At 63.9% G+C, this 12,341-nt stretch carries 13 protein-coding genes; 8 read left to right on the plus strand and 5 right to left on the minus strand.

Annotated features, from left to right (window positions below):
- The first annotated feature begins 361 nt into the window (after positions 1-361).
- The 8 genes from B0W55_RS11730 (at position 362) to B0W55_RS11765 (ending at position 7,646) form a co-directional block, all read left to right on the plus strand.
- Positions 362-1,462 (plus strand): acyl-CoA dehydrogenase family protein, encoded by a 1,101-nt coding sequence (locus B0W55_RS11730; protein WP_256576275.1) that lies wholly within the window; start codon positions 362-364, stop codon positions 1,460-1,462.
- Between the two features lie 28 nt (positions 1,463-1,490).
- Positions 1,491-2,675: a lipid-transfer protein gene (locus tag B0W55_RS11735; protein WP_077046162.1), complete on the plus strand. Its 1,185-nt coding sequence runs from the start codon at positions 1,491-1,493 to the stop codon at positions 2,673-2,675.
- A gap of 28 nt (positions 2,676-2,703) precedes the next feature.
- Positions 2,704-3,141 carry a MaoC family dehydratase N-terminal domain-containing protein gene (locus tag B0W55_RS11740; RefSeq protein WP_077046163.1) on the plus strand — a complete coding sequence of 146 codons (438 nt, stop codon included), beginning with the start codon at positions 2,704-2,706 and terminating at the stop codon, positions 3,139-3,141.
- Positions 3,142-3,155: 14 nt separating this feature from the next.
- The gene (locus B0W55_RS11745; protein WP_077046164.1) at positions 3,156-3,572 is read left to right on the plus strand and encodes a MaoC family dehydratase; all 417 of its coding nucleotides are present in this window, start codon (positions 3,156-3,158) and stop codon (positions 3,570-3,572) included.
- Between the two features lie 30 nt (positions 3,573-3,602).
- Positions 3,603-4,427: an SDR family NAD(P)-dependent oxidoreductase gene (locus tag B0W55_RS11750; RefSeq protein ID WP_077046165.1), complete on the plus strand. Its 825-nt coding sequence runs from the start codon at positions 3,603-3,605 to the stop codon at positions 4,425-4,427.
- A gap of 153 nt (positions 4,428-4,580) precedes the next feature.
- Positions 4,581-5,225: a TetR/AcrR family transcriptional regulator gene (locus tag B0W55_RS11755; protein WP_077046166.1), complete on the plus strand. Its 645-nt coding sequence runs from the start codon at positions 4,581-4,583 to the stop codon at positions 5,223-5,225.
- Positions 5,222-5,854, plus strand: coding sequence for an SDR family NAD(P)-dependent oxidoreductase (locus B0W55_RS11760; RefSeq protein WP_077046167.1), 633 nt, complete (start codon positions 5,222-5,224; stop codon positions 5,852-5,854). The genes B0W55_RS11755 and B0W55_RS11760 overlap by 4 nt, the downstream gene beginning before the upstream one ends.
- Positions 5,855-6,059: 205 nt before the next feature.
- On the plus strand, positions 6,060-7,646 hold the full coding sequence (locus tag B0W55_RS11765) for an arylsulfatase (RefSeq protein ID WP_077046168.1): 1,587 nt from the start codon (positions 6,060-6,062) through the stop codon (positions 7,644-7,646).
- Positions 7,647-7,867: 221 nt separating this feature from the next.
- Here B0W55_RS11765 and B0W55_RS11770 read toward each other — a convergent pair whose 3' ends face one another.
- Genes B0W55_RS11770 through B0W55_RS11790 form a run of 5 tightly spaced genes read right to left on the minus strand, consistent with a single transcriptional unit; the run spans position 7,868 to position 12,319 of the window.
- A complete protein-coding gene (locus B0W55_RS11770; RefSeq protein WP_175645501.1) occupies positions 7,868-8,611 on the minus strand; it encodes an ABC transporter permease in 744 nt (247 codons plus the stop codon).
- Positions 8,612-8,631: 20 nt separating this feature from the next.
- On the minus strand, positions 8,632-9,831 hold the full coding sequence (locus tag B0W55_RS11775) for an ABC transporter substrate-binding protein (protein WP_077046169.1): 1,200 nt from the start codon (positions 9,829-9,831) through the stop codon (positions 8,632-8,634).
- A complete protein-coding gene (locus B0W55_RS11780) occupies positions 9,797-10,639 on the minus strand; it encodes an ABC transporter ATP-binding protein (RefSeq protein WP_077046170.1) in 843 nt (280 codons plus the stop codon). The genes B0W55_RS11775 and B0W55_RS11780 overlap by 35 nt, the downstream gene beginning before the upstream one ends.
- Positions 10,636-11,706, minus strand: coding sequence for an acyl-CoA dehydrogenase family protein (locus B0W55_RS11785; protein ID WP_077046171.1), 1,071 nt, complete (start codon positions 11,704-11,706; stop codon positions 10,636-10,638). Before B0W55_RS11785 ends, B0W55_RS11780 begins: the two co-directional genes overlap by 4 nt.
- Positions 11,707-11,761: 55 nt before the next feature.
- Entirely contained in the window at positions 11,762-12,319 is a 558-nt protein-coding gene (locus B0W55_RS11790) for a carboxymuconolactone decarboxylase family protein (RefSeq protein WP_077046172.1), read from the minus strand.
- Positions 12,320-12,341: the final 22 nt, after the last annotated feature.

The raw sequence follows: 12,341 nt of genomic DNA on the forward strand, positions 1-12,341 counted from the left end.
ATCACTGGCGCCTGACACTCCGCCTTCGCGAGCAAGCCCGCTCCCACAGGGGTGATGTGTCGGCCACAAATATGGGTGGCTATCCGGATCAACTGTGGGAGCTGGCTTGCCAGCGAAGAGGCCGGCACATTCAACATCAATGTCGCCAGACACACCGCCATCGCGAGCAAGCTTCGCTCCTACGGGATTTCCCCCCGCCACCCGCCTCGGGTGGCGTTCGGCCTGGCGCCCCGCCCTATCGTAACCCTCAGTCATCAGGCGCACCTTGCGCCTTGCATCAGCGTCCGGCGCCAGCCGGGCCGTGATCATTGAGGAGTCTTGCGTGCATATCGCCCGAACCGTTTTTCGCGACGACCATGAGATGTTCCGCACCACCGTGCGGCGTTTTTTCGAGCGTGAATGCCTGCCGCGCCAGGCCGAGTGGGACAAGGCCGGCCAAGTCGACCGGGAAACCTGGCTCAAGGCCGGTCGCGAAGGGTTGCTCGGTATCACCCTGCCCACCGAATACGGTGGCGGCGGCGGTGATTTCGGCCACAGCGCCGTGTTCAACGAAGAGTTCGCCAGGGCCGGCGTGAGCGGCGCCTACTTCAGCATGCACTCGGACGTCATCGCCCCCTACATCAACCGCTGCGGCAACGAAGAACAGAAACAGCGCTGGCTGCCCGGCATCTGCTCCGGCGAAACCATCCTCGCCATCGCCATGACCGAACCCGGCACCGGCAGCGACCTCAAGGCCGTGCGCACCACCGCCATACGCGATGGCAACGAGTACGTGATCAACGGCAGCAAGACTTTCATCAGCAACGGCCTGACCGCCGACCTGGTGATCGTCGTGTGCAAGACCGATCCCGCCGCCGGCGCCAAGGGCATCAGCCTGATCGCCGTCGAAGCCAGCCGCGCCGGTTTCAAGCGTGGCAACAAACTGGAGAAAGTCGGCCAGGCCGCCGCCGACACCGCCGAGCTGTTCTTCGACAACGTCCGCGTGCCGGTGGCCAACCGCCTCGGCGAAGAAGGCCTGGGCTTCACCTACCTGATGGGCGAACTGCCCCAGGAACGCTTCTCCATCGCCATTTCCGCCGCCGCCAAGCTCGAGCGCCTGCTGGAGCAGACCACCGAATACGTCAAGGACCGCAAGGCCTTCAACCAGACCGTGTGGGACTTCCAGAACAGCAAATTCAAGCTCGCCGACATCAAGGCCCAGGCCACCGCCATGCGGGTGATGGTCGACCACTACCTGGGCGAACACATGCGTCGGCGCCTGACCCTTGAAGAAGCGGCGATCGCCAAGCTCTACACCACCGAAACCCTGTGGAAATGCATCGACGACATGGTCCAGTTGCACGGCGGCTACGGCTACATGATGGAGTACCCGATCGCCCGCGCCTTCGTCGATTGCCGCGTCAACCGCATCTACGGCGGCACCAGTGAAGTCATGCGCGAACTGATCGCGCGCAAGCTCTGAACCCTCAAAAACAACAAGGAAAATCACGATGAGCGCAAAAGTGTTCGTGGCTGGCGTCGGCATGATCCAGTTCAAGAAACCGGGGACCAACGAGCCCTACGACGTCATGGGCGAACAGGCGATCCGCCAGGCCCTGGCCGATTCGGGCCTGGACTTCAACGACATCCAGCAGGCCTACGCCGGCTACGTCTACGGCGATTCCACCTGCGGCCAGAAGGCCCTGTACCGCGTGGGCATGACCGGCATCCCGCTGATCAACGTCAACAACAACTGCGCGACCGGTTCCAGTGCCCTGTTCCTGGCCCGTCAGGCCGTGGCCAGCGGCGCCGTGGAATGCGCCCTGGCGTTCGGTTTCGAGCACATGAACCCCGGCGCCCTGAAATCCGCCTGGACCGACCGCGCACCGGCCACCGAGCGCGCCCTGTTGCTGGCCAACGAACTGATCGGCATGCCGGAACTGCCCAACGCGATCCGCCAGTTCGGCGGTGCCGGTCACGCCCACATGCAGAAGTACGGCACCCGACTGGACACCTTCGCCAAGATCCGCGCCAAGGCCAGCCGCCACGCTGCCAACAACCCACTGGCGGTGTTCCGCAACGTGGTCAGCACCGAGGAAGTCATGGCCGCGCCGATGCTCTGGGAAGGCGTGATGACCCGCCTGATGGCCTGCCCGCCGACCTGTGGCGCTGCCGCGGCAATCGTGGTCTCTGAAGCCTTCGCCAAAAAACACGGCCTGCGCACCGACGTGCTGATGGCCGGCCAGGCCCTGACCACCGACCTGCCGAGCACCTACGACGCCATGGACATGATCCGCGTGGTCGGTTTCGACATGACCCGCATGGCCGCCGACATCGCCTACAACCAGGCCGGCATCGGCCCGCAAGACGTCGACGTGATCGAGTTGCATGACTGCTTTGCGCAGAACGAGCTGCTGACCTACGAAGGCCTGGGCCTGTGCGCCGAAGGGGCTGGCGAGCAACTGGTCAACGACGGCGACAACACCTACGGCGGCAAGTGGGTAACCAATCCGTCCGGCGGCCTGCTCTCCAAGGGCCATCCGCTGGGCGCCACCGGCCTGGCCCAGTGCTTTGAGCTGACCCACCAGCTGCGCGGCACCGCCGAGCAGCGCCAGGTACAGAACGCACGCATCGCCGTGCAGCACAACCTCGGCCTGGGCGGCGCCTGCGTGGTGACCGTGTACCAGAAAAACTGACGCGCCCGTTCAGCACAGGAGCCATTTGATGATCGACAAGAAACACATCGGCCGACAATTGCCGACGTTCCTCGCCACCGCCGAAGCCGGGCAACTGCGCTTCTTCGCCAAGGCCACCGGGGAAACCAACCCGATCTATTTCGACGAACAGGCCGCCCGCGACGCCGGCTATCCCAATCTGCCGCTGCCGCCGACCTTCCTGTTCTCGCTGGAATTCCAGATCCCGTCCAACGCCTGGCGCGACGAACTGGGAATCGTCACCGCGCGCATCCTCCACGGTGAAGAGTCGTTCCGTTATCACCGCATGGCGTATGCCGGCGACACCCTGCGCTTCGACGTGAAAATCGCCGACATCTACGACAAGAAAGGCGGCGCCCTGGAGTTCGTGGTACGCGAAACCCGAGTGACCAATCAGCACGGTGAGCACGTCGCGGACTTGCGCAGCGTGCTCGTGCAACGCAACTGAGGCGCAGAACACAGATGAACGCGATTAGCCTGGAAAAAATCAACGTCGGCGACAGCCTGCCGCCCCTGGCCCTGGCGCCGATCAACCGCACCACCCTGGCGCTGTTCGCCGGTGCGTCGGGGGATCACAACGCCATCCACATCGACACCGATTACGCCCGCCGCGCCGGCATGCCCGACGTGTTCGCCCACGGCATGCTGTCAATGGCCTACCTCGGTCGCCTGCTGACCCAATGGGTCGATCAGCGTCAGTTGCGCGAATTCGGCGTGCGCTTTCTCGGCATCACCCACCTGGGCCACCAGATCACCTGCACCAGCACGGTCGTCGATCGCTTTGAGGTTGAGGGCGAACAACGGATCAAGGTCGAAGTGCGCACCACCAATCAATATGGCGAAACCAAGATCGTTGGTGACGCCGTGATCGCTCTCTGAATAAAACCGACAATTGAGGAGCAACATCCCATGGCAAAACTCGAAGGCAAAGTCGCACTGGTCACCGGTTCCGGTCGTGGCATCGGCCAGCAGATCGCCCTGAAACTGGCGAGCGAAGGCGCGCGTATCGTGATCAACGACCTGGACGCCGATCCGGCCCACGAGACCGCTGAAATGATCCGCAAGCTGGGTGGCGAAGCCGCTGTCTGCCACGGCAACGTCAGCGCCCCGGACTTCGGTGACCGCTACGTCAAGACTGCAATGGACAACTTCGGCGCCATCGACATCATCGTCAATAACGCCGGCTATACCTGGGACGACGTGATCCAGAAGATGACGGACGAACAGTGGTACGCGATCCTCGACTGCCACATGACCGCGCCGTTCCGCATCCTGCGTGCCGCCTACCCGATCATCAAGGCCCAGGCCCAGGCCGATGCGGCGGCCGAGCGCGAAGTGTTCCGCAAAGTGGTGAACATCTCGTCGGTGTCGGCGCTCAGAGGCAACGCCGGGCAGATGAACTACTCCTCGGCCAAGGCCGGCGTGCTCGGCATGACCCGGGCACTGGCGCGTGAATGGGGCCGTTTCAAAGTCAACGTCAACGCCGTGGCGTTCGGTTTCATCGAAACCCGCATGACCAGCGCCGACGCCCACGCCGGTGCGACTGTGAGCATCGAAGGCCGTGACATTCGTGTCGGCATCAGCCCGGAGGCGGCCAGGTCGTTCAGCCAACGCAACCCATTGGGTCGCCCTGGCACCGTGAAAGAGGCAGCCGACGCCGTGTACCTGTTCTGCTCGCCGGAGTCGAACTACATCACCGCGCAAACCATCGCTGTGGCCGGCGATCTGCAATAACCGTCACTGCAACTGTCCCTGTAGGAGCGAGCACGCTCGCGATGGACGTCAACGAAAACGCGGGAAGCCTGGCACTCTGCGGTGTCGCGGATATTTTCGCGAGCATGCTCGCTCCTACAGGACCGCAGTAAAGCAGGAACGCAGGACCCCACCATGAACATGACTGAAAGCAACATCCGCCTGGCCGCCATCAAACTGATCTCGCGAAACGGCTACGGGTCCATGAGCCTGCGCCAACTCGCCAGCGAAGCCGGCATCAACGCCTCGACGCTTTACCTCTACTACAAGGGCAAGAACGAACTGTTGCTGGAACTGATCCTGGAATATTTCCAGGGGCTGTCCCGGGAATGGAAACGCCGCCGCCCCAGAAGCGCCAGCGCCGATGTCAGGCTGCGCGCCTTCATCAACTGCCACATGCGTTATCACCTGGAACACCAGGATGAAGCCATGCTGGGCAATCTTGAATTTCGAAGCCTCGACGAAGAGGACATGGCGCAGGTCCGCCACACCCGGCGCCTGTACCTCAATGCACTGCAAGAGCTGCTGGAACAAGGGGTCAAGGAAGGTTCGCTCAGTTGCGCCGAACCGAAGCTGATGGCTCGCACCCTGTTCAACATGCTCACCCACGCTTGCGTCTGGTACCGGGCGGACGGCCGGCGCAGCATCGATGACGTGATCGGTCACTACTCGGAACTGGTCATGAAAATGCTCGGCGCCACGCCCGTCCCGTCGCCCCGGGTATCGACCGCGCGCCCGCTGATTACCCGTCGTTGCGCGATGACGGAGGTGCGCCCGTGACCGACCTCATGCAACCGTTTTGCATGGCCGGCAAGACCGTGCTGGTGGCCGATGCCGGCACCCGCCTGGGCGCGCATTTTGCCCGTCTGATCAGCCGTGCAGGCGCTCGCGTGGCGCTGGGCGGGCAACAGCCTGCGCACCTCGAACATCTGGCGGCGGACCTGCGCTGGGAAGGCGGCGAAGTGTTGGTCGTCGCCCTCGACAGCGCCCGTCGCCCGAGCATCGAGGCGGCCCTTGACGCTGTGCAGGCGCGTTTCGGCAGCGTCGACGTGTTGATCAACAACAGCGCCGAACACGAACACATTGCCTTGAACAATCATCTGGTGCACTGCACCAGCCTGCACATGATCAAGGCCGAGCGCGGCGGCAGCATCGTCAACATCGATCCGCCACCGCGCCCTATCGCCGAGCCCAACCCGTGCCTGCGCCCCAACAGCAGCCTGATCCGCATGAGTCGCGCCATGGCCCAGTCGCTGACACCCCACCGCATCCGCGTCAACGTCATCGCCCCCGGCCGGGCCAGGGACGCCGAACTGCAGGAGCTCAACGGCCCCCTGCTGCTCCTGGCCAGCGCCGCCGGCGCCAGCGTGACCGGCGCCGTGTTGCACATCGATCGCGGCCCCCTGTAGGAGCGAGCTCGCTCGCGATAGCTGAGGGTCAGTCAACACATCATTGACTGACCCATCGCTTTCGCGAGCAAGCCCGCTCCCACATGTGATCGGCATCGATCCGCACCACCTCACTACCCGACACGGGTGGTGCCAGCCAACCGACCAGCCTTGAACATGGCCGGTGGTCGCGGACCGCGACGCCCGACAACAAGGAGCCAGTCAGATGACTCGCATAATCAAGTGGCTGCCGAAACTCGCCCTGCTGGCGACGACGGTCATGGCAATTTCGACAACGGCCGGGGCTGCCGAAAAACCCAACATCCTGGTGATCTTCGGCGACGACATCGGCCAGACCAACATCAGCGCCTATTCCATGGGCGTGGTCGGCTACAAGACGCCCAACATCGATCGCATCGCCCATGAAGGCATGCTGTTCACCGACTATTACGCGGAGAACAGCTGCACCGCCGGGCGCTCGTCGTTCATCACCGGTCAGTCGCCACTGCGCACCGGCCTGACCAAGGTCGGGGTTCCCGGGGCGCCGATCGGTATCCAGAAACGCGACATCACCATCGCCCAGGCCCTCAAATCCCAAGGCTACGCCACCGGACAGTTCGGCAAGAACCACTTGGGCGACAAGGACGAATTCCTGCCGACCAACCACGGGTTCGACGAGTTCTTCGGCAACCTCTACCACCTCAACGCCGAGGAGGAACCCGAGCGCCCTTACTGGCCCAAGGATGACCCGGACTTCGTCAAGTCCCGCACGCCCCGTGGCGTGATCCACAGCTACGCCGACGGCAAGATCGAAGACACCGGCGCGCTGACTGCCAAGCGCATGGAAACCATCGACGACGAGACCACCGCCGCCGCCCAATCCTTCATCGAGAAGCAGGCCAAAGCGGACAAGCCGTTCTTCGTCTGGATGAACACCACGCGCATGCACCTGTTCACCCATGTGCGCGATTCGATGAAGGGCCAGAGCGGCATGCCCGGCAATGACTATGCCGACGGCATGCTCGAGCACGACGGCGATGTCGGCAAACTGCTGAAGACCCTCGACGACCTGAAAATCACCGACAACACCATCGTCGTCTACACCACCGACAACGGCCCGAACCAGTTCTCCTGGCCGGACGCGGCGACCACGCCGTTTCGCAACGAGAAGAACTCCAACTGGGAAGGCGCCTATCGCGTACCGGCGATCATTCGCTGGCCGGGCAAGATCAAGGCCGGTGAAGTCTCCAACGAGATGTTCTCGGGCATGGACTGGTTCCCGACGCTGCTGGCCGCCGCCGGCGACACCGAGGTCAAGGACAAACTGCTCAAGGGCTGGGCGCCGACCTCAGGCGGCACCAACTTCAAGGTGCACCTGGACGGCTACAACCAATTGCCCTACCTGACCGGGCAAAAGCCCAAAGGCGAGCGTCGCGAGTTCTACTACTTCAACGACGACGGCGTGCTGGTGTCGATGCGGTACGACAACTGGAAAGTGGTGTTCGCCGAACAGCGCGAGCCAGGCGGTTTCGCGGTCTGGAGCAGCCCGTTCGTACCGTTGCGCGTGCCGAAACTGTTCAACCTGCGCATGGACCCGTATGAACGGGCAGACACAGTCTCCGACCAGTATTACGACTGGACCGTGAAGAACTCCTACCTGCTGGCCGCCGGGGTAGCCAAGGCCGCCAGGTTCCTGCAAACCTTCATCGAATACCCACCCAGCCAGAAACCGGCGAGCTTCAGCATCGACCAGATCCGCGCCGCGGTGGACGCGAAGATCGAAGAAAAAAACAAAGCCCAGCCAAAACCCTGAGCCTGTGGGAGCGGGCTTGCTCGCGAAAAGGCCGGCACATCCAGCCTTGATGTCGACTGACACACCGCCATCGCCAGCGACACACAACCCTGTGGGAGCGGGCTTGCTCGCGAAGAGGCCGGCACATCCAGCATGGATGCCGACTGACCTACCGCCATCGCCAGCAAGCTGTGCGCCTACAGGGTCTTGGGTCGCTCGCGAATGTTGCATTTGCGGCGTGATCAGCCCTGTGTCACCCGCCGATGCAACGCCCTCGCCCCGGCATCCAGCGCATAACCCAAGGCACCGATCAGCAGCACCATCGCCATCAGTTCCGAATACGCCAGCCGATCCCGGGTATCGAGGATGAAGTACCCCAACCCGGCGCTGACACCCAGCATTTCGCAGGGCACCAGCACGATCCACAGAATGCCGATGGACAGGCGCACGCCGGTCAGCACATGGCCGAGCACACCGGGCAGGATCACTTTGCGCAGGGTTTCCCAACGGGTGGCGCTGAGGCTGCGACTGAGCTGCAGCCAGCGTGGGTCGAGCTGGCGCACGCCGGCGACGGTGTTGAGCAGGATCGGCCAGATCGCGGCGAAGGTCAGCAGGAAGTAGATCGGCTGGTCGCCCACCCCCATCAGCATCACCACCACCGGCATCCAGGACAGCGGCGAGATCATCCGCAGGAACTGGAACGCCGGCGTGGTCGCGGCCTCGAGGTTGCGGTAGCTGCCGATCATCAACCCCAGCGGCACGCCGATCAGCAGCGCCAACAGCAGCCCGATCAGGATGCGCTTGAGGCTGACCAGCACGTGTTCATACACCACGGGATTGCCCAGCAACTCCACCAGGCTGACCAGGGTCGCCTGCGGGGAAAACCGTGCGCCGATGCCATCGGCGCCGGCAAACCAGCGCACACCCAGCCACCAGCACAGCAGCAGGCAGGCCAGCCCCGCCACGCCCAGCACGGCATTGAACAGCGGTCGGGTAGGCGGGCTGATCACAGGCTGAACTCCTCACGGCGTTCGAAACCGTCCGGCAAGCCAAACGCCTTGAGCCCGCCGACCTCCTCGATGACCTTGCGCACGAAGCGGTCGTCCACCAGGTCACGGGCGGCAAACTGCGGATCGAGGCTGGCCAGAAAGCCTTTGTCGCCCTCGATCAGGGTGTCCTTGAGGCGCTTGATCAGCTCTTCGGTGTAGCTGGGGAACGGATACGGCTGGAAGTCGATGCGCTGTTCATCCCAGTGACTGTGCTGGATGGCGCCGTCGGCCAGGTACTGTTCCCGCGCGGCGGAGTTGGCCACCAGCACGCGGTCCAACACTTGCGGCGCATGGGGCGTGTAGCGATTGGCGCCGTCCTTGGACAGCAACTTCGCCGCCTCGGCGCGATTGTCCCGGGTCCACAGTTGGGCCTTGACGATGGCGTTGACCACCTTCTGCGACCACTCGGGGCGATCGTTCAGGTCCTGCTCATGCATGAACACCACGCAGCAGGCGTGGTTGCGCCACACATCACCGGTGAAGCGCTGCACGCGGCCAACCTTCAGCTCTTCGGCCAGTGCGTTGAACGGCTCGGCGACGATGTAGCCGGCGATGCGTTTGCTGGCCAGTGCCGGGGGCATGTCCGACGGTGCCAGCACCAGCAGATTGACTTCGTTGGCCGCCAGCGCGCTGCCGGCGGGTTTGCTCACCGGCACCAGGCCGTTGTCGCGCAACAGCTGCTGCACCACCACGTTGTGCACCGAGTACCAGAACGGAATCGCCACCGATTGCCCGCCCAGTTGCTTGACCTCGGTGATGTTCGGCGCAACGGTCAGGCCCGAGCCGCCGACATGGTTCCAGGCCACGACTTTGGCCGGCACCTTGCTGCCATAACGCGCCCACACGGTCATCGGCGACAGCAGGTGAATCACGTTGACCTGGCCTGAGATGAACGCCTCGATCACCTGCGCCCAACTGCGCAACAGCACCGGGCGTTCGGCCTTGATGCCTTCAGCCTCGAACAAGCCGTTGTTGTGCGCCACCAGCAGCGGCGTGGCGTCGGTGATCGGCAGATAGCCGATGCGCACCGGGGAATCCGGCTCCGACGCGGCGCGGGCCTGCAGGCTGTTGAGCAGCGGCAAGGCGCCGGCGGCGGTCAGCAAGGCGCTGAGTTTGAGGAAGTCACGACGGGTGTGAGTGAAGTCGTCCAGGCACATGGTCAATCTCCGACGGTTCGGGCAAGGGTTGGATTGAGGGATTGCGGCTCGCCCGCCGAAGGGTTTTGAGAATATCGATACGCAGTGCGCCCAGTTCCTCCACCAGCTCGGCACGGGGCTGAGGCAGGTCGATGCGCCACTCGCCGAGGGTCCGCGCCGGGCTGTTACCCAGTAGCAGAATCCGCTCGGAGAGCAGCAGGGCTTCGTCAATGTCGTGGGTGATCAACACCGCGGCGGTGTTGTGCCGGGCAATGACTTGCAGCAGCAGTTGTTGCATGTCGGCGCGGGTCACTTCGTCCAGCGCGCCGAAGGGTTCGTCCAGCAGCAGCACTTGCGGCTGGCGGGCCAGACAACGGGCCAGCGCGGTACGCTGGGCCATGCCCCCGGACAACTGCGCCGGATGTCGCAGCCTGGCGTGTTGCAGGCCGACGGCAGCGATCGCGTGGTCGATCCGCGCCTTGCGTTCTTCGCGGTTGAGGTGTGGCTGACGGGTGAAGTCCAGACCGAAGGCAACATTGTCTTCCAGGGTCAGCCAAGGCAACAGGCTCGGGTCCTGAAACGCCACGGCCACCCGTGGGTGCGGACCGTCCAGGGGTTCGCCGAGCAGGCTCACGCTGCCGCGATGGGGCGCCTGCAAACCGGCCAGCACCCGCAACAGGCTGGATTTGCCGACACCGCTGGGGCCAAGGATCGACACCACTTCCCCGGGTTGCAATTGCAGGTCGAACTGTTCCAGGACCGTGTGCCAGCCTTGCTCTTTCGGGTAGCCCAGCGCAATGCCTTGCGCGTGCAGTAACGGCCCGGTCATGCCGCCGCTTCCCGTTCCTGGCGCTGCAACTCGGCGCGCAGTTGCACCAGGCTCGGGGTGACGATCGGCACGAACGCCGACTCGCGCCAACGCCGGGCGAATCCGCTGCCATGCTCGCTCAGGTAGGCCTTGCCACCGCTGCTCTGAAGCTCAAGCTGTACGGCTTCGGCGGCGGATTCTGCCAGGGCGATGCGCAGCTTGAACAGCGCCGCCGGTGCGGCCAGGAAACGCCCGTCGAGCACACCGCTTTTCAACTCGCTGACCGTGCGTTCCAGATACTGACGTTGCTCCAGCAACGGCTGCGACAGGATCGAACGGCTGTCGTGCAAATGCGTCTGCACTTCGCTTAAGGCACGGCGCGCCAGGCCGATGGCCAAGCCGCATTGCAACCCGAGGAACGCCGGGCGCACGGCCGGCAGGAATGTGCGCGCGTCTTCATGCAGCAGCCATTCGCGACTGAGGTTCACCTGGGCCAATTCAATGGCCGCGGTGTTGCTCGATTGCAGGCCCATCAGTTGCAAGTCCTTGGAACGCTGCACACCGCTTGCATCGTCCGGGATCGCCAGAATGAACGGCGAACCGCCCTCCTCGTGTTCGATGGCCGCCGCCACCACGAAGCCGCTCTTGCGCAGGTTGGTCACCCAGTGCAGTCGACCGTTGAGGGTCCAGCCGTCGGCCTCGGCACGGGCGCGCACTTGCAGCGCCTCGATACCGGACAGGAATTTCATGGCGTTCGACAGCCCTGTCGCCCCAGCCAGTTCGCCACTGAGCAGCGACGGCAGCAAGCGATCCCGCAAACCGATGTTAGGGCTTTGCAGCAGGTATTCGATGAAGGCGCGCTGCCCCCAGAACACGAACGCCGCCGCCAGGGAATGGCTGGCCACCTGCGCCAGGGTTTCGATCGCGTCGCCCAGATCGCCGCCGCTGCCGCCCGACGTCTCACTGATGCCAACGCGCAGCACCTCGGCGCTGGCCAGTTGCGCCAGCACCTGCTCCGGGTCGCAATCGCCCTGGTCCAGTGCCTGGGCGTGGCTGTCCAGCCATTGACTCAATGCCGGATTCAACATGTCGCGGCCTCCTGTTCGGTTAGTCCGGCATCGGCCATGACCGATGCGGTTTGAATCACTGCCCCAATTTCACGCCGTAGCGGGCCAGTTCGGGGTTGAGCGGGGTGTCGGCGAAGACGTTGGCGAAGTTGCACAGGGTTGCCAGGCTCACGCCGAGGATCACTTCCAGGGCATTGCCCTCGGTGTAGCCGGCGGCCTTGAAGGTGTTGAAAGTGCTGTCACTGACCTTGCCACGGGTGGCGATCACTTCGCGGGCGAAGGCGGCCAGCACTTCAAGTTTCTCTTGCGGCAGGGTTGCCTGTTCGCGCAGGGCGCTGACCACTTCGTCCGGCAATTTGGCTTTGTTCAGTGCCACGGCGGTGTGGCCGGCGACGCAGAAATCGCAACCGTGGGTGGTGGCCGCCACCAGTTGCACCACCTCGCGCTCGGCCAGGCTCAGTTCGGACTTGCCATTGAGCCCCGATACCGTAACGTAGGTTTCCAGCGCGGCCGGGGCGTTGGCCAGCACGGCCAACAGGTTAGGGATGAAGCCGCTGGCCTTCTGGGCATTTTCCAGGAAGGGTTTGGCCGCTTCCGGTGCGCTTTGCAGGGTATGTAGAGTGACGCGTGACATGGAGTGGACTCCTTGAATGGGG

The organism is Pseudomonas sp. KK4 (genome assembly GCF_001984065.1).
GTDB lineage: Bacteria > Pseudomonadota > Gammaproteobacteria > Pseudomonadales > Pseudomonadaceae > Aquipseudomonas.

Bases quoted from the DNA above. Each gene is read 5' to 3' on its own strand.
- B0W55_RS11730 (WP_256576275.1), top strand. From the start codon at position 362: ATGTTCCGCACCACCGTGCGGCGTTTTTTCGAGCGTGAATGCCTGCCG.
- B0W55_RS11735 (WP_077046162.1), top strand. From the start codon at position 1,491: ATGAGCGCAAAAGTGTTCGTGGCTGGCGTCGGCATGATCCAGTTCAAG.
- B0W55_RS11740 (WP_077046163.1), top strand. From the start codon at position 2,704: ATGATCGACAAGAAACACATCGGCCGACAATTGCCGACGTTCCTCGCC.
- B0W55_RS11745 (WP_077046164.1), top strand. From the start codon at position 3,156: ATGAACGCGATTAGCCTGGAAAAAATCAACGTCGGCGACAGCCTGCCG.
- B0W55_RS11750 (WP_077046165.1), top strand. From the start codon at position 3,603: ATGGCAAAACTCGAAGGCAAAGTCGCACTGGTCACCGGTTCCGGTCGT.
- B0W55_RS11755 (WP_077046166.1), top strand. From the start codon at position 4,581: ATGAACATGACTGAAAGCAACATCCGCCTGGCCGCCATCAAACTGATC.
- B0W55_RS11765 (WP_077046168.1), top strand. From the start codon at position 6,060: ATGACTCGCATAATCAAGTGGCTGCCGAAACTCGCCCTGCTGGCGACG.
- B0W55_RS11775 (WP_077046169.1), bottom strand. From the start codon at position 9,831: ATGTGCCTGGACGACTTCACTCACACCCGTCGTGACTTCCTCAAACTC.
- B0W55_RS11780 (WP_077046170.1), bottom strand. From the start codon at position 10,639: ATGACCGGGCCGTTACTGCACGCGCAAGGCATTGCGCTGGGCTACCCG.
- B0W55_RS11785 (WP_077046171.1), bottom strand. From the start codon at position 11,706: ATGTTGAATCCGGCATTGAGTCAATGGCTGGACAGCCACGCCCAGGCA.
- B0W55_RS11790 (WP_077046172.1), bottom strand. From the start codon at position 12,319: ATGTCACGCGTCACTCTACATACCCTGCAAAGCGCACCGGAAGCGGCC.